Annotated in this window: 14 protein-coding genes and 1 tRNA gene; 9 read left to right on the top strand and 6 right to left on the bottom strand. The window is 65.4% G+C overall.

What is annotated here, in order from left to right:
- The 4 genes from ACZ6JE_RS13125 to ACZ6JE_RS13110 all read left to right on the top strand — a co-directional run.
- The coding region (locus tag ACZ6JE_RS13125) for an AAA family ATPase (RefSeq protein ID WP_464319237.1) at positions 1–1,803 on the top strand (1,803 nt) is incomplete at its 5' end.
- A gap of 107 nt (positions 1,804–1,910) precedes the next feature.
- The gene (locus ACZ6JE_RS13120) at positions 1,911–2,336 is read left to right on the top strand and encodes a hypothetical protein (RefSeq protein WP_464319236.1); all 426 of its coding nucleotides are present in this window, start codon (positions 1,911–1,913) and stop codon (positions 2,334–2,336) included.
- A 95-nt stretch (positions 2,337–2,431) separates the two neighbouring features.
- A complete protein-coding gene (locus tag ACZ6JE_RS13115) occupies positions 2,432–2,995 on the top strand; it encodes a hypothetical protein (protein ID WP_243216188.1) in 564 nt (187 codons plus the stop codon).
- Positions 2,996–3,037: 42 nt separating this feature from the next.
- The gene (locus ACZ6JE_RS13110; RefSeq protein WP_464319235.1) at positions 3,038–3,250 is read left to right on the top strand and encodes a hypothetical protein; all 213 of its coding nucleotides are present in this window, start codon (positions 3,038–3,040) and stop codon (positions 3,248–3,250) included.
- On the opposite strand, the gene ACZ6JE_RS13105 is transcribed toward ACZ6JE_RS13110, so the two are convergent.
- From ACZ6JE_RS13105 to ACZ6JE_RS13090, 4 genes are all read right to left on the bottom strand, one after another.
- Positions 3,247–4,125, bottom strand: coding sequence for an ABC transporter permease (locus tag ACZ6JE_RS13105; protein ID WP_464319234.1), 879 nt, complete (start codon positions 4,123–4,125; stop codon positions 3,247–3,249). The two genes, ACZ6JE_RS13110 and ACZ6JE_RS13105, sit on opposite strands and share 4 nt — an antisense overlap.
- A complete protein-coding gene (locus tag ACZ6JE_RS13100; protein ID WP_464319233.1) occupies positions 4,122–5,201 on the bottom strand; it encodes an aliphatic sulfonate ABC transporter substrate-binding protein in 1,080 nt (359 codons plus the stop codon). The genes ACZ6JE_RS13105 and ACZ6JE_RS13100 overlap by 4 nt, the downstream gene beginning before the upstream one ends.
- 47 nt (positions 5,202–5,248) lie before the next feature.
- Positions 5,249–6,091, bottom strand: a complete 843-nt coding sequence (locus ACZ6JE_RS13095) for an ABC transporter ATP-binding protein (protein WP_464319232.1) — start codon at positions 6,089–6,091, stop codon at positions 5,249–5,251.
- Between the two features lie 70 nt (positions 6,092–6,161).
- Positions 6,162–7,091 carry an HNH endonuclease gene (locus ACZ6JE_RS13090; RefSeq protein ID WP_464319231.1) on the bottom strand — a complete coding sequence of 310 codons (930 nt, stop codon included), beginning with the start codon at positions 7,089–7,091 and terminating at the stop codon, positions 6,162–6,164.
- 161 nt (positions 7,092–7,252) lie between these two features.
- Here ACZ6JE_RS13090 and ACZ6JE_RS13085 point away from each other — a divergent pair.
- The 5 genes from ACZ6JE_RS13085 (at position 7,253) to ACZ6JE_RS13065 (ending at position 13,999) form a co-directional block, all read left to right on the top strand.
- A tRNA-Pro gene (locus ACZ6JE_RS13085) sits at positions 7,253–7,329 on the top strand.
- Between the two features lie 2,169 nt (positions 7,330–9,498).
- Entirely contained in the window at positions 9,499–12,030 is a 2,532-nt protein-coding gene (locus ACZ6JE_RS13080; RefSeq protein WP_464319230.1) for a hypothetical protein, read from the top strand.
- A gap of 142 nt (positions 12,031–12,172) precedes the next feature.
- Entirely contained in the window at positions 12,173–13,087 is a 915-nt protein-coding gene (locus ACZ6JE_RS13075; RefSeq protein WP_464319229.1) for a hypothetical protein, read from the top strand.
- Positions 13,088–13,151: 64 nt separating this feature from the next.
- Complete coding sequence (locus ACZ6JE_RS13070) at positions 13,152–13,763, top strand: helix-turn-helix domain-containing protein (protein WP_464319228.1); 612 nt, start codon at positions 13,152–13,154, stop codon at positions 13,761–13,763.
- A complete protein-coding gene (locus ACZ6JE_RS13065; protein WP_464319227.1) occupies positions 13,760–13,999 on the top strand; it encodes a hypothetical protein in 240 nt (79 codons plus the stop codon). The genes ACZ6JE_RS13070 and ACZ6JE_RS13065 overlap by 4 nt, the downstream gene beginning before the upstream one ends.
- Before the next feature lie 51 nt (positions 14,000–14,050).
- On the opposite strand, the gene ACZ6JE_RS13060 is transcribed toward ACZ6JE_RS13065, so the two are convergent.
- Both ACZ6JE_RS13060 and ACZ6JE_RS13055 read right to left on the bottom strand, forming a co-directional pair.
- Positions 14,051–14,233, bottom strand: a complete 183-nt coding sequence (locus ACZ6JE_RS13060) for a hypothetical protein (RefSeq protein ID WP_464319226.1) — start codon at positions 14,231–14,233, stop codon at positions 14,051–14,053.
- Between the two features lie 27 nt (positions 14,234–14,260).
- The gene (locus ACZ6JE_RS13055; RefSeq protein WP_464319225.1) at positions 14,261–15,529 is read right to left on the bottom strand and encodes a hypothetical protein; all 1,269 of its coding nucleotides are present in this window, start codon (positions 15,527–15,529) and stop codon (positions 14,261–14,263) included.
- Positions 15,530–15,570 lie beyond the last annotated feature (41 nt).

Genomic DNA, 15,570 nt, shown 5'->3' with positions numbered 1-15,570 from the left:
GGCCGGGACCGGGGTCGGGGCTGCGGCGGGGGGCCGTCCATGACCGCGACGGGGGTTCTCGGCGGGACGGGATCGGGCGCCGGTCCGGGGTCGGGATCGGTCGAGGCGATCGAGCGGGCCGCACGAGCGCGATCGCTGAAGGCCGACGACCACGAGCTGGCCGCCTTCCAGCTGAGAGAGGCGGCGTCGTGGGCGGCCGGTTCGTGGCAGGGGCGTTCGGGGCGGGAGTTCGCGGCGGCGACCGCCGACGTCGCCGCCGAGTTGACGGCGCTGGCCGCCGGGCTCGAGCGGCACGCGTCGTCTCTGCGGGTCTACGCGCGTGCGGTCGAGGCGATCCAAGACCGGCTGCGGGCGTTGGAGGCGCGGCGCACGAAGGCGCACACGTCGCTGATTCTGGGGGAGGCGCGGGTCGATGCGATCACGCGCGAGGCAGCCGAGCTGGCGGTGGCGGATCCGACCGGGGTCGCCGCGGCGGTCGACTTCCGGGCGGGCGAGAGGTCGACGTTGCAGCGTCGTATCGACGACGACCAGCGCGAGCTGCGCGCCGTCGAGCGCGCCGTCGACGAGCTGGAGCACGAGCGGGCGGCGGCCGATCGTCGATGCATCGACGAGCTGACGGACCCGGTCGCGATCGGTCGACTGCGGGCGATCGGCGAGGCGGCGGTCGCGACCCCGTCGGCCGAGCAGCTGCTGGCGCTGCTGGGTGGGCTGTCACGGACGGATCTCGGGCTGCTGCTCGACGACCACCCCGAGCTGGTCGACAAGGCGTTCCGGGCCGACCCCGAGCGGGTGCGAGCGTGGTGGGACGAGCTGGGTCGCACAGGGCCGATCGACGACGACGGGCTGAGCCCTGAGCAGGCGGCGCTGGTGGTGGGGGCGCCCATGGTGGTCGGGTCGCTCGATGGTCTGCCGCCGTCGGCGCGGGTGCTCGCGAACCGGGTGAACGCCGGACGTCGTCGCGACGAGCTCGAGGCGATGATGGCCTCCGGGGGGCCACCTGGCGCCCGGTTCACCGCCGACGAGATCGCGGCGATGACGCGAGAGCGGGCCTATCTCGAGGGGGCCGTCGCCGAGCCTCCTACCGTGCAGCTGTATCTCTTCGACCCGGCCGCCGATCGGATCATCGAGATGATCGGCGAGTTCGGCCCCGAGACGACGACGATCATCACCTACGTGCCAGGCACCGGGACGACGCTGGACTCGTTCTATCGAGAGCCACGAGGCGTGCAGCAGGTGGGGGACTGGTTCGCCGCGCGTGACGGACGGACGGTCACGTTCGTCGCGAAAGACGGGCGATTCCCGCAGACGATCCCCGAGGCGAATGTGCCGGTCCTGGCAGAGCCCACGGCCGCCCGGCTCGTCGGCTTGCAGAACGGACTCCGGCAGTCCTACGACCCCGCGCTCGTCAGCGAGGCGGGCATCGGGCACAGCTGGGGCCTGGCGAACGTGACGTCGTCGGAGGTGGCGGGTGCTCACTACGACCACGTCGTGTCCCTGGCCGGCGCGGGCATGCCGAGCACCTGGCAGCCCCGCGAGGGGACGACCTACACGGACTACCGCTACCTCGACTTCCTGCAGGTCGCGCAGTGGTCGGGTCAGGTGTGGAGCGGCAGGAACCCTGGCAACCACTGGGCGTTCGACAACGAGGGACTCCTGAAGGGTCCGCATGATGCGGAACTCGCTCTGACGACGTCACTCGAACGGAAGATGGAGATCCTGGTCGAGAACCACTCGCTCATCGCGCAGAACAATGCCCGGAATCTGCAAGCACTCGAGCGGATCGAACGGCTGGTGACGCGGTGAGACTGACGTCCGTGTTCGTGCCGTCGGTCGTTCTCGCTGCAGCTCTCGTCATCTGCGGATGCTCGACGGAGAAGGAGGAGCAGGTGGAGATGACGGAGCAGGTGGACATGACGGAGACGACCGCAGGAGTCGCCCTGGCGGAGGCGAAAGAACAGACGCAGGAGACGGCTCTGGAGGTGGCGAAGGTCATTCCGCAGCCCCTCGTCGCGTCGGTGGTGCAGAACCCGAAGGGCAGCATCCTCACCTCCTCTGACGGGACCCATCACTGGGCCGGGCACCTGGACATCGTCTTCACCGGGCCTGTCGACGCCGAGCCGTACTTCGAGACGGCGGTCGACGACTGGGGAGGGTGTGACGGCTGGACCGCCGAACGCGATCAGATGCCCGACGGCTCCCCGCAGCTGGTGATCACCGGGCCGGGAGGATCCGTGTATTTCCTGTCCATGGCCCTGGACCGTCGGTCGGCGCACCTCTCCACCATGTCGCCGAGTGCGGACATCGAGCCCGGCGAGGTCCGAGGGCCGAGCTACTGAGCGTGATCCACCGCCGATCCCGAGCAGTCGGAGCGCGGGGAGGGCGCGGGTAGGGCAGCATTGTCTCTCGTGAGACGCGTGGGCGAGGTGCGAAGGTGACGGGCGCTGGGCTGTGGCACCGCGCCTCCTCGGTGACCGGGCTGTCGGCGGCCGCCGACCGGGTGTGGCAGCGGCTGCAGCTCGACCGGTTCGCGGGCGGGCGGCACGCGGGCTACGTCATCCACGAGGACATGCGCGAGCACCCGCGCACCGTCCGCAGCTTCGGGGGCATCCGATGGCTGCTGTTCGGCGAGACGGTCGTCGGGTTGACCGCGATCTTCATCGCGGCGGTCCTCGCCAGCCGGGGCGAGCACGTCCCGTGGGCGGTGTGGTTCCGGTCGACCGTCGTCCTGTTCATCACCGCCTCGCTCTACGTCTTCGCCTGGCGCGCCCAGCTCGGCTACTACTGGGCGTACGCACGACTCAGGCTCTTCAGCCGCATCTTCCCGATCGTGACCCTGATCGTCGCCACCATCCCCGGGCTCTACCCCGGTTGGATGGTCGTCGAGCAGATCGTGTTCTCGCTGCTCATGATCGGCATCGGCGATCTGCTCACCAGCGATCACATGCGCGCCGCATTCCCCAAGCCGGTGCGGCCCGCGGCATCGTCGAGGCGATGACCGCGCTGGGCGCTCGTGCTCCGATGAACCGCGTTCGCGAAGTTGAACTGCGATAGATCGCGGTTCATCTTCGCGAACGCGGTTCATGAGGCGGCCGAGTGGGTCGGTTGGCGCGAGCGGGTCGGCTGGCGCGAGGGGGCCGGCTGGCGCGAGCGGGCCGGCTGGCGCGAGCGGGTCGGCTGGCACGAGGGGGCCGGCTGGCGCGAGGGGGTCGGCTGGCGCGAGGGGGCCGGCTGGCGCGAGCGGGGCGGCTAGCGCCAGCGGCGCAGCGCCACGCGCTGCACCACGTTCAGCACGGTGTCGCTCAGCGTCCCGAGCAGCGCCAGCAGCAGGATCGCCAGGTAGATGCGGTCGACGCGACCGTTCGACTGCGACTCCGTCAGCAGGAACCCGAGCCCCATAGACGACGCGATCAGCTCCGCCGCGACCAGGAACAACCACGCCTGCGCGAGCGCGAGCCGCAGCCCCGACACCAGCGACGGGATCACCGCCGGCAGCTGCACCCGCGTGAACAGCGACACCCGACGCAGTCCGTAGGCCCGCCCCGCCTCGACGAGGTGCGGGTCGACGTGACGCAGCGACCCGGCGACGGTCGTGAACACCGGGAACGCCGCGCCGATGGCGATCAGCGTGATCTTCGAGTCCTCGCCGATGCCGAGGTACAGGATCAGCAGCGGAACCCACGCGAGCGAAGGCACCGCGCGCACGGCCGCGATCGACGGCGCCAGCACGGCCTCGCCCACCCGCGACAGCCCGACGACGGCGCCGAGCACGAGTCCGATCAGCGAGCCGACGGCGAAGCCGATCAGCACCCGCTGCACCGAGATCGCGACGTACTGCCCGAGCTGCCCGGTGCCGGCGAGCTGCACGCCGGCCGTCCAGACGTCGAGGGGCGAGGGGACGCGATAGCTCGGCACGCCTCCGACGCCGGTGGCGAGGAGCCAGGCGGCGAGCACGGCGACGGGCAACAGCACCCCGAGCAGTGCCAGGGGGAGGCGTCGGCGACGGGAGGGGGCCGAGGAGGTGCGGCGCGCCTCCTCGGGGACCTCTGCGGTCGGAGGGACGGTCCCGTCGCGGACGGCCTGACGGGCGTCGGCCTCGCGGGTGCTGCCGGAGACGAGATCGGTCACGACGGGTCGGCCTCCTCGGCGAAGGAGGGCTCGAAGAGCGAGTCGAGGGCGTCGTCGACGGTGCCCTGCGAGGCGACGTCGCCGGTCTCGACGAGGATCGGCGCGACGACCTCGAGGACGGCACGCTGGTCGTCGCCGGGCACGGGGTCGACGTCGAAGTGGGTGCGCTCGAGCACGCTGGTGGCGACGGCGGGGTCGATGCCGGCGACGTCGGCGAGGATGCTCGCGGTCTCGTCGGGGTTGTCCTCCGCCCAGGCGCGGGCCTTCTCGTAGGCGTCGACGACGACCTGGGCGACGTCGGGCGACTCGTCGATGAACGACTCGGTCGCGTTGAGGAACCCGTACGTGTTGAAGTCGACGTTGCGGTAGATCAGCTTCGTGTTCGACTCGGCCTCGCTGGCGGCCATGATCGGGTCGAGGCCCGACCAGGCGTCGACGCTGCCGTTCTCGAGAGCGGCGCGTCCATCGGCGTGCTGGAGGTTCTCGATCGTGACATCGTCGGCGCTGAGCCCGGCCTCATCGAGCGCCTGCAGCAGGAAGAAGTACGGATCGGTGCCGGTCGTGGCCGCGATCGTCTTGCCCTCGAGATCGTCGACGTCGGTGATGTCGCTGTCTTCGGGGACGACGAGAGCCGACCACTCGGGCTGCGAGTAGATGTCGATGGTGTGGATCGGCGAGCCGTTCGAGCGGGCGAGCAGAGCGGCGGAACCGGCGGTGGAGGCGACGTCGACGGCTCCGGCGCGCAGCAGTTCGTTGGCCTTGTTGCTGCCGGCCGACTGGGTCCAGGTGACCTCGACGTCGTCGCCCAGCGCCTCTTCGATGAAGCCCTGGTCTTTGACGATCAGGCTGAGGGGGTTGTAGGTCGCGAAGTCGATGTTCAGGGTGTCGGTGGACCACTCGCCGCTGGTGCTGGTGCTGGCCGCGTCGTCGGAGCCGGTGCCCGCGCCGGCCGCGTCGCCCTGGGCGTCCTCGCCGGCGACGCACCCGGTGAGGGCGAGCGCGGTCGCGGCGGTGAGGGCGAGGGCGCCGGCCCAGGAGGTGCGGGTGCGGCGGGTGGGGGAGGTGCGGGTCGTCATCGTGTCGTCTCCGTGCTGTCGGGGGCGGTGCGGTTCGTGGGGATGGTCTAGGGGGCGGGAGTGGCGCGGGGGGTGCGGACTACTCCGAGCTCGGCGAGCAGGTCGTGGCGGAGGGTGGCGAGGGCGGGGTCGTCGCGATCGCGGCGGCCGAGGCCGGCTCCGGGGACGTCGACTACGCGGCGGATGCTGGTGGGGTGGGCGGTGTCGGGGGTGGAGTCGGCCGCGGCGAGGTCGTCGAGGAGGACGATGCGGTCGGCGAGGTAGAGGGCCTCGTCGACGTCGTGGGTGACGAGCACGACGGTGGTCGGCAGCGCGTCGTGCACATCGAGCAGGAGGTCCTGCATGCGGAGGCGGGTGAGGGCGTCGAGGGCTCCGAACGGCTCGTCGAGCAGCAGGATGGTCGGTTCGCGGGCCAGGGCACGGGCGAGGGAGGTGCGCTGGGCCATGCCTCCGGAGATCTGGCGGGGGCGGTGCCCTCCGACGCTGCCGAGCTGGACGAGGTCGAGCAGCTCGGTGATGCGGGCGCGGTTCTCGTCTTTCGTGGGCTTGCTGCCGTCGGTCTTGCGCTTGGGGAGGCCGAGGGCGACGTTGTCGCGGAGGGTGCGCCAGGGCAGGAGGCGCGGCTCCTGGAACGCGATCGCGCACCGCTGGTCGGCGGGCCGGCTGGGGGAGTCGTCGATGACGACGCTGCCGCTGTCGGGCACGTCGAGTCCACCGATCTGGCGCAGCAGTGTCGACTTGCCGCAGCCGCTCGGCCCGAGCACGGCGACGATCTCGCCGGCCGCCACCTCGAGGTCGACCCCGCGCAGCACGTCGCGGGCGAACCGTCGCCCGACGCCGCGGACCGAGATCGGCAGGGCGCGGGAGGCGGTGGTCGCGGTGGTGGGCATGCCCTGACGGTAGGTGCGACGTCGTGTTGCGCGCGCGGGTGCTGTAACCCGGCGCAACACTCGGGGCTGGTCAGGCCCAGGTGGCGAAGGCGGCCTTGGCGGCGTCGGTGCGGTAGAAGCGGCTCAGCGCCTTGGCAGAAGGCTTGGCTGGCAAGTGCGTCAGGTCGTCGCGGGTGACCTGGAGGAGGGACTTCGAGACTCCTGGGGCGTAGGTGATGTCGCTGCCGTCAGGGGCGATCCGGAGGAGGAAGGCGTCGAAGGCGGTGTGGTGGTTGAGGCAGAGGGGGAGGCCGTTCAGGGCGTCGTCGGCGCCGCCGATGCTCTTCGGGATGAGGTGGGCGCCCTGGATGAGGCGCGGGGTGGTGATGTCGCAGAGGGCGCACTTCTCGCCGTAGCGGTTCAGGACGTCAATTTTAAAGCGGCGTTGCTGGGTGCGCTGCTGGACGAGGCGGAGGGTCTGCTCGGGGAGGCCGCCGAAGAGGGCTGCGTCGTCGTCGGTGGTGGGGAGCTCGTCGGGGGTTGCGAGGGGGAGGACGGATTCGACGAAGGTGACGAAGAACATGGCCTCGTCGTCGTCGTAGGAGTCGACGTAGCCGAGGCGGACGTCGGTGCGGGACTTCTGGAGGCGGTTGGGGCTGGTCACGAACAGGGGGAGGCCCAGGCCCTGGGCGCGTTTGACGGAGGCGATCTCGTTGCGGTCGAAGCTGGGGTGCCGTTCGGTGCTCGGGTAGTGGTAGTCGAGCTGATCGTCGGTCGCGTTGTCGGCGTAGGTCTTGTCGGTCAGCTTCAGGGTGAGTGCGACGCGGCCTGGGCCGCCGGTGTTCCAGATGCCGTCACCGTCGAAGAAGATGCCGGCCTGCCCGGCGTAGAGGCGAATGTCGCGAATGGTCGAAGGGGCGAGCCCCTCGGCGGTACCTGTCTCGGTGAGGGTGCTCCAGAGTTCGAGGCGTCGCCGATGCTCGCCCTGCGTCCACTCCGCGATCCCCACGAAGAAGATCATGTCTCATGTATGCGAGATCTGAGTATTTGGCACACCCGGCCGTCTCGTGGGGGACTGGCGCGGCTCGAGGTGGACGCAGCACGCCCTGAGATCCGCTATGCTCGTTGAGTTGCCTCGGTCGGGGCAACACCAAGGAATCGGTTGCTCAGCAACAGTTTTCTCGGGCTGTGGCGCAGCTTGGTAGCGCACTTGACTGGGGGTCAAGGGGTCGCAGGTTCAAATCCTGTCAGCCCGACCATATATCTCGGAAACGCACGGGGATTCCGAGACTTCCTGGTTAGAAGGTCTGAAGTGTCACCACGACGTGACCTCTCCTAACCGATCGGAGCCGCCGATCCCGCGCTGTCGTCCGATGCGCGATATCTGTTTCGGTCGCTTCCCATAACCTGGCCCGTCGTGCGCACCTGCGGGAATATGTATTCATGGCGAAAATCTAACTTCTTCTCCTGCCGACGCCTGAAGTCTAAAGCCTCTGATGGGATTGCTGGAGGTTTCGTGGATTCGTTTTGTTCGACTTTTGACGCCGCGTGAGAGGCTCCTGTGTTGATCGTCTCAAACTCGATCGAGGTGAGCCTGCCGAGCTCTCGCCGCCTGCCTCGGCGATCATATGTCCGCTCGATCTAGGGCACAATCTATAGCCGCAGTTTCTGCCTTGTGTGCCAGCGGCCCTTGTCGAGGACGTTCTTCTGCAGCAGCGAGAAGAAGCCCTCTATCGCCGGTTAATACTCAGAGGCGCCAACCAGTCCCATCGACCCGATAATTCCACTTCTGCGCAGCGGCTCGACGAACTCGCTCGTCCGGAACTGCGACCCTTAGTCGGAATGCAGCGCCGTCCCGACCGGAGCGCATAAGGTTTCGACTTTGCGAAGAGCCGCGACGGCCAGGTCTGTGGTCATCCTCGAGTTTCTTGAGCAGCCGACGATCCGCCTCGAGCGAACATGCTTGATCGCATAAAAGCTCGCCCTCGTTCGTCGAGTGGTCGGTGATGCCGGTGATCCAGAGCAGCTAGGGCCGCTAGGCGGTGAGTCCAGCTCGACCACATCGTCGTGAGCGGGCGGGCGAGCTTCGCGGTGTGGACGCACTTTTTGACGAAGAGAGATCAGACCCGCTGCTCGGAGCACAAGCGCCCGATTCGCCGCTCCGACGCACTCAAGCCGGTCTCGGCCGCGAGCCCGTCGGCGCTAAACCTTTACCCGACTACCGGCTCATCGACATTCAGATGGATGGCGGTAGTGACGAGGTGGGTGCTGTCGCAAGCGCGTTGCGAGACCGAATCGGCGCGTCATTTACATAAGCGCTGCTTCGAGAAGCCCCGCACCCAGCAGGTCACCGCCATCAGGATCGGATCAGCGGCAAGGTCAAGGACCCGTGGGAACATCACGTGGGAGCGGTCTGGCCCTCATAAGCGGCCGCCCGACGTGATAGCTGTTCTCCAGCTCCAGCTCCAGCTCCAGCTCCAGCACTCGGACCCGTATGCGCGCTGCGCGCAGCTCGCTCGCCTAGGCCTAGGTCTCGCCCATTTGGGGACGTGTTCGACGTCGGCGATCTTCAGCTCGACTTGCAGACAGGACTCGGACATCCCGGAGTCCTTCGCGATGCACTGATCGGAGCCTCGCCTTTGCCGACGACCGCGACCACCTTGCGACGGAACTCCGCAGCACGTGCTTTGGCGCGTTGACCATCGCTGCGCGCGAACCGAAATCCTCACGGATCAGAAATTAATTAAACCTCCAATTTCTCCTGCCGCTGCATGTCGATAGCCTGCTAGAATCGTCGGGTTCGCAGCCTGAAAGCTGGGGGTGGACCCACTTCAAAAATGGGGCGTCATCCTTGAGGTTGTGGTGGCACTGCTGATTCTCGGCGTCGTTCGCCTAGTGAGTGACTGGTCAAGAGCCAACACCCATGATGACAACGACAACCAGGAGAGGAAGTCCCCCATGAGAGCAAACATAACGAAGAAGTTCTACAACCACGCGACCGCCTGGCGGTCGCAATCGTCGGGACGCAAGTTCTGGCAGTACGTAATCGAATCGATGTGGGCTTACGGCGCTGGTGTAATGGCAGCACGCCCCCTTCCTTGAGGTTGTGAGCACAGAAAAGCCCCGACTCGCCTCGGGGCTTTTCTCGTTCATCACAGCTCACATTGCAAGGCTGTGGCCGAGTTGCCGAACGATGGCTCATTTGGTGGATCAACTCAAGCCTTGGCCTCAGGGTCGGTACAGGCGACACGTGGACATTCGGTCGTGGACTCTGTCCGGGAGACGAAGGCACACTCCGTCGACACCATCGTGGGGATTCGGACGCCCCAGTCCCATGGATACCGCGCAGAAGTGGGGGTGCGGACCAGGCGACCGAAGGGCGAGGCCAGGCGAGGTCGACAGGCCAAGGACAGTGCGAGAATGTGCAGGTGGCAGGAACAGACACCGTCCGAGGTATCCATTACCAAGCAATTCGTTCAGTAATCACGGCACTCGACTGCCTGGATGACGCCGACTTTACAGCCATACGCGTCGAAGGCGCTGAGGATCTGTATGACGTGGAGGTAATGGGTAAAGGTGGAGTGCTGCGACTCGTTCAACAGATTAAGACCCGCGGCCCTGATTATGCGTGGACAAAGTCGGAGGTGCGCAGCATTCTAGTCCGGTGGGCAGCTCTAAAGCCGGACCCGCTCACGCGGTTTGAGTTTGTGACGAACGGTCGCATCGGTGCTCGGCTGGCAGGAGCGCTTCCGAGAGAGACCTCCAGCGACGCGATCGAAGAGGGCCTTGGCTTGTCCGAAGTAATGGCGGGAAATGCACAGCTCGCGGAACTTGGCCAACGAGCTCGTGTTGTACTGGACTCCGCCGACGATGACGCACTTTTCTCCCGGGCGGTTGCGAAGGTCCGAACGCGATTGGTCTCTATTAGAGCGGACCGCGACGCCACCGAGCAAGCGACGGCGCTCGTGAATGCCTTCTACCGCACTATTCTCGCCCGAGCGTCTGAACACGTTGCATCCCAGCGCCTGCTCTCTCGAGAAGAAATAGCGAGCCTGCTCCACATTGATGCGAGTCCTAACGGGGGGCAACTTTGGGGAGACGCCATTCGTGGAGAATACGTTGGCTGTGTCCTAAGTGATCCACGTGATTCAGCGGTGGTGGCTCCGCAGTTCGAGTGCCGAAAGTCTGGCCGTCGGTCGCCTGGTGAGGACGTCTCGATGAGTGCTGACGATCTGCTGGGCAGTAACGTCCCAGTAATCATCTCCGGCCCGACCGGCTCCGGGAAGTCAACCGGAGCTGCATGGTTACGTGTTGCGGCTGCGAGCGCCTCGAAAACCGTGATTGTCGTTCGAGCGGAGGAGTACCGTGCCGGTCGCCTGGCTTCTCTAGTCCAGGCTGAACTTGAGCGCCGCCTTGGTCGGCACATACCAATGCCAGTAGCACGTGGAGTCCTCGATGACCCGCAGGCCACTCTTCTTATTGACGGAGCTTCCGAGATTTCGCGAGACTCACGCAAAGCGTTGGCAGAGGACCTCGCATCGATAGCGTTGGAGCACTCTCGACGACCCAATTTGGTCTTAGTCGGCCGCAACATCGCTCCAATGCGTGGAATTTTGCCCTCGACAGTTGAGCCTCAAATTGTTGAGCTTGCTGGGCTGTCATCCGATGATCAGGAAGTGATCGCACGCGCGGTGATGGAAACCGAGAGCGACGTGCCTGCCGTTGTCGCGGAGATCCGACGCAAGCTGGGTAGCGGAATTGACGTCCCACTTCTGTTTCGGTTGGCACTCGACGAGCGCAACTTTAGCGGCGCGTTTGGTTCGCGTGCGGAACTATATGGCCGACTCTTTGAGCGGATTTTCAGACGCGTGGGCGCCGAAGACTATGCGCTGACGCTTGCTTCGGCCGGGTTGGCGTTCGTGAGCCTGCTCAACGACGGTACGCGAGCGACGGACACGCTCAGATGGAACGCAGAGCTTCGCAAGGCTGTGATTCAGCTATCTCCCGATGACTCGGAGAGTGCTCTTGATCACGTCCGTCAATCGATTCGTAGATCCGGACTAGTCACGGAGATCGGCTTCGACCAGATCCTCGTCCCTACCCACGACTCATTCGCCGACTACTTGGCCGGAAGGGCACATGCTTTGGGGTATGTGGATTGGCCGCTCATTTTGCAAGAGCAGGATGAGGAGCGCTTGCGATTCGCAGGGGAGTTGCGCGGGCTGCAAGCCCCGCTTGTACTTCATGTAGCAAAGGATGTTCCGGGGCTAATTCCTCGTCTGGCACATATCCAGTACGTAGGCTCGCCTCCGTCAAAGCCCACGGACGTGGCTCAAGTACTACGCGTGCTGCTCGATAGGGCGTTTGAGGTGGGCCTATTTACGGACTCTGCGGGCCGGACGTGGGCGGTGCCTATCCAGACCGGGCCGAGCCGCTTCCTAAACTCCACGGACGGCGTGAAGGAGCTTCGCCGGCTTGGTGGTGTCCAACTTGAAGGCGACCTCGCTTCGTACGTCGCAACTCTGTGGAGTTCCTGGCTTCGTCAGCAGCTCAAGCCTAAGTTGGAAGTTCTGCCGGATCGGGCACCAACTGAGGATGCCGAGAGTATTATACGTGACCTTAAGAAGCATGCGCGTGACACGGAGCTTGAGATAGAGAAGATTATTTCTGAAGTAATTCCGGAGCAGTTCCGGCTCGCGGTCTTCAGCGCAATTGGGCACCGGGGTGTTGAAATGGTTGTCACGCACGATCACAGAAATGAGTTTTCTCCCTGGCCCATGACTTATCGACCCAGTGGCCGGATATCAGCTCGATTCGAGGAACTCGCAAGATTTAAAGGGCCAGCGGGCAGCTATGGACAAACCGATGCTCTGGTCCGGCTGCGGGTTTCAGCGACGGCCACCGCCGCACAGGCCGTCAAGCAAGCAATCTGTGACACCACGATTGCTCACTGGCTTTGACATTTGAACAGGAAAGCAAACATTGAATCAGTCGAGTTTCTGGCCCGAGTTGAGCGACCTCGCACTCCAATGGGAAAGCTCAGAGACAGTGATTCGCTTCAGGGAGACCATTACCTCACCAGTGAGGTCTAGCGCGAATTTCATGTGGACGGATGGTTTAGGTCAACTCAAAACAATGTTCTCAGGTGAGATGCGGCAGCCGTTGAAAATTGCTCAATGGTTACCAACGCTCATTGGCGCGATGGGCGCTGAACTGCCGGCGGAGTTCATGCAAGACGCAGAGAAAATCTATGTGGCATCAACACGCACACTTGCATGGGTTCGGGCTCAACTTCCCGGCTATCCCTCGATCAAAGCACCGCAGCTGTCTCGCGGTACCCACCGCACCACGAATGAATTCACATGGGGAGTCCCTTGGCGTCAAGAGGAATACGCGCGCGGTATGCAGAATTCGCCGTTTAGCGAGCAGATTCCGCATGCGCTCGGGGTCAAGAACCCCGCCGCTTTTGTTGAAGCGGTCGTGGCTCTTCACAGCCGACTTCGAGAGACGGAAGCTTGGAAACAATTTGAGTTGCGTCAAGAAGAGCTCCTTGATGGCGACAAGAAGCAGCTTTCGGAGTCGCGTCGCCAAATTGCGATACGGTTATCGCCAGCAGAGCTCGATCCTCTTGAATCGAAACTCGCGCTTCCGCGCGACGCGCACCGGCAGCGAATAGTCTCCGAAGGGATCGGGATGCTTACCGGTCCGGCTCATGCGTTCGCGGGCGCGTTCGAAAGGGTCGACCGGATCGTCGAACTCGCCTGTATCGACGCTCTCTCTCACCTGATCTTTAACGGTCAGCCAGAACCCGTCGCCTTGACGAAGGGTCTGGAATTCGTACCAGGACCTAATGCCGCAACAATACAATTTGAGGCGGACAATTTCCACCATCCAGGCGAGATCGTGCAGTTCGACGATCCTCTGTTTTCAGGGCTCGGCCTCATCTCGTCCGTCCAAATGATGCAGTCCGAGGGTGCCGGCGTACGAATGACAACGACTGCGTGGTTGCTTGACTAGCGGCACGTGTCTCACCCACACCACGTGTGCAACTGCACTTCAGCGATCCGGCGACTAATTCAGCGTGGATGCGAGATACTGGCCTCGGCCCACGATCGCAACACCGACCTCGTCCGCAGGTTCAACAGGTGTGCCGGCTTGGGCCGTTCGTCATTACCACCAGCTTGGGTTGCTCGACGAGTCCGAACGGCTCGGTAACGGTTACAAGCAGTACGAGGTGCGACACCTGGTGCGCCTCCTGCAGATCACCCGGCTGACCGAGCTGGGCGTTCCCCTCGCCCAGATCGAAATCATCGGCTCGACCGACAACGACCCCCATGGCGCCCTGCGCATCATCGACGCCGAAAATGCCGCCACGATCGAGCGCCTGCAACGGATCCGGCGCGAACTGGCCGCCATCCTGCAACACGGGACCAGCGCTTCCTTGCCCGAGGGGTTCGCCGAAGCGGGGCACGACCTGAGCGCTGTGGACCAGTCGCTCCTCCTCATCTGGTCTCGCGTGTTCGACGACGACGCGATGCGCGACCTGCTACAGATGCTCGTCAACACCCAGCGCTCCGCCGCCGACATCGCCCGCGACGAGCTGCCGGCCGAAACCGACCGCGCCACCGCCGCCGTCTCGGCGAGCAGTACGCGCCCGTGCTCGCCGCGATGGTCGAGAAGTATTCGTGGTTGAACGATCCGGGGTCTCGGGCGTGGGGGAGCGCCTCCTCGGCCGAGGCGACCGTCGCCGAGTCCGTCGGCGAGCTCTACAACGGCACCCAGCGCGAGGTGCTGTATCGCGCCAGCCTGATCAGCACCGGTTCCTTCGAGGCGCTGGCCGCCCGAGAGACGGCACTGCCCCGGAGGGGGAGTGAGGTGCTTGCTAGCGGGTGGGGCGGTTTCCTGTCATCGGTGGCTGGTCAGCGCTGACCAGCCACCGATGACACCGACCCGCCGCACCGGCGGGTCCGGCCCCCTCTGCTAGAGCGAATAGCGGTCGGTCAGGTGCCAAATATCGTGCAGCGGGGCGGGGTCGAACTGGCCGGGGCGGTGCAATTCATCGAGTGGGAGGGCTCGCCCGTGCCGGTTCGCGCTCTGGCAGGCCGTCGCGATCGTCCTCTGGACGACGGTGCTGACGATCCTGGCGACGGTGATGCTGAGCATCGTGGTATCCCAGGCCCCGACGAATGATCAGCCCGCGTCGTCGCCCTCGTAATCCTTCTCGGCCGACTGGCGTCGTCGAGCACGGTCGGCGATGCCACCGGCGAGCTTCCCGGTCATCGAACGTGCTCGGTCTCGGCCCTCGGAGCCCAGGCGCCTGGTGGCATCCACGCCCGTCGTCCCGGTCTCGACGGCCTTGTCTCGAACCTCCGCGACGGCAGACAGCCACCGCTTGGCCTCGAGCGACTCCCGACTGCCCTCGATGCCGAGTCCTTGGTGGAATTGACCCACTCCGGCAGCGACCTGGTTGCTGGAGAGGACGACAGCGCCGGCCGCCACGGGGTGGAGAAGGACCTTTGCCCCGGCGATCCCCGCCGCAGCGTCCATCCGACTGATCAGGCGCTCCGTGCTCTTGGAGATGACAGCGAGGCGATTCTGTCGTGCATTCTTGAGCCCGAGGCGGTGCTGATCGAGTTCGTCAGGCGATGCGTCGAGGACACGGTCGAGCTCGAGCACGCAGAGGGCATCCTGGAGCTGGAAGCACCGGGCCAGGACGGCCAGCCAGTCGTGAACCTGCGTCTCGGCCTTCTTCGAGAGGTCGGCGAGGTCCCCGATCTTCGTCGTGCCTTCGAGCTTCTCTGCGATGGCGTCGAGCTGGCGCAGCGCGTATGCCTGAGTCCGAGCGACGGTGATCGACGTCGCCTGGACCTTCGACCAGGTGATCTCGGAGACCCGCCCGACGCTACCGCGGACGGTCATGGCCTCTGCGATGACGAGATCCACTCCGATCATGTCCGCCAGGACGGCGTCTTTCTGGGCCCGGAGGATGTCGTCGACTTTCGCGTCGATGACGGCGAGGTAGTCGGTGATCTCGTCCATCGCCTGTTGCATCGCGGCCTGTGCCATGATTCCGCCCACGCCCGCCAGGATCGCCGGGTTGGCCACGAGCGTGCCCTTCCCCGCGGCGAATTGGACGAGTCCCGTGATCTTGCCGTTGTCGGTCAGCACCCCGCGACTCAAGCCCGCCTGCGAACCCTTCATGAGAGGGAAGCGATTCATCGCCTGTGCCGACTCCTTGGTCAGCTTCACCCATCGCCCTGAGGAGCCCGCGATCTGCGACCCGGTCTGCGCTGCCGCCGCAGCGCCCCTCAGGACAGGCTTCAGTCGATCGAGCCCGAGGTCCTTGGACACCAGCCCTTCTGACTCGAGGAAACTCTGCACGGCGGCGTCACTGCCGATGACGGCCATCCCGTCGTCGTCTCGAATGATCTCGATCTCATCGTCGAACGCTTCATCCATCGGTGACTCCTGGGGTGTGTGTGGTGGGCGGGACCGACGGT

The sequence above is a fragment of the Frigoribacterium sp. AC759 genome, from assembly GCF_979256015.1.
Note: the sequence above shows the minus strand (reverse complement) of the source record. Positions and strands in the feature narration are given on the sequence as shown.

Excerpts from the sequence above, each read along its gene's own strand:
- ACZ6JE_RS13120 (WP_464319236.1), top strand. The coding sequence starts at position 1,911 with ATGACGGAGACGACCGCAGGAGTCGCCCTGGCGGAGGCGAAAGAACAG.
- ACZ6JE_RS13100 (WP_464319233.1), bottom strand. The coding sequence starts at position 5,201 with ATGACGACCCGCACCTCCCCCACCCGCCGCACCCGCACCTCCTGGGCC.
- ACZ6JE_RS13095 (WP_464319232.1), bottom strand. The coding sequence starts at position 6,091 with ATGCCCACCACCGCGACCACCGCCTCCCGCGCCCTGCCGATCTCGGTC.
- ACZ6JE_RS13090 (WP_464319231.1), bottom strand. The coding sequence starts at position 7,091 with ATGATCTTCTTCGTGGGGATCGCGGAGTGGACGCAGGGCGAGCATCGG.
- ACZ6JE_RS13075 (WP_464319229.1), top strand. The coding sequence starts at position 12,173 with ATGTGGACGGATGGTTTAGGTCAACTCAAAACAATGTTCTCAGGTGAG.
- ACZ6JE_RS13060 (WP_464319226.1), bottom strand. The coding sequence starts at position 14,233 with ATGCTCAGCATCACCGTCGCCAGGATCGTCAGCACCGTCGTCCAGAGG.
- ACZ6JE_RS13055 (WP_464319225.1), bottom strand. The coding sequence starts at position 15,529 with ATGGATGAAGCGTTCGACGATGAGATCGAGATCATTCGAGACGACGAC.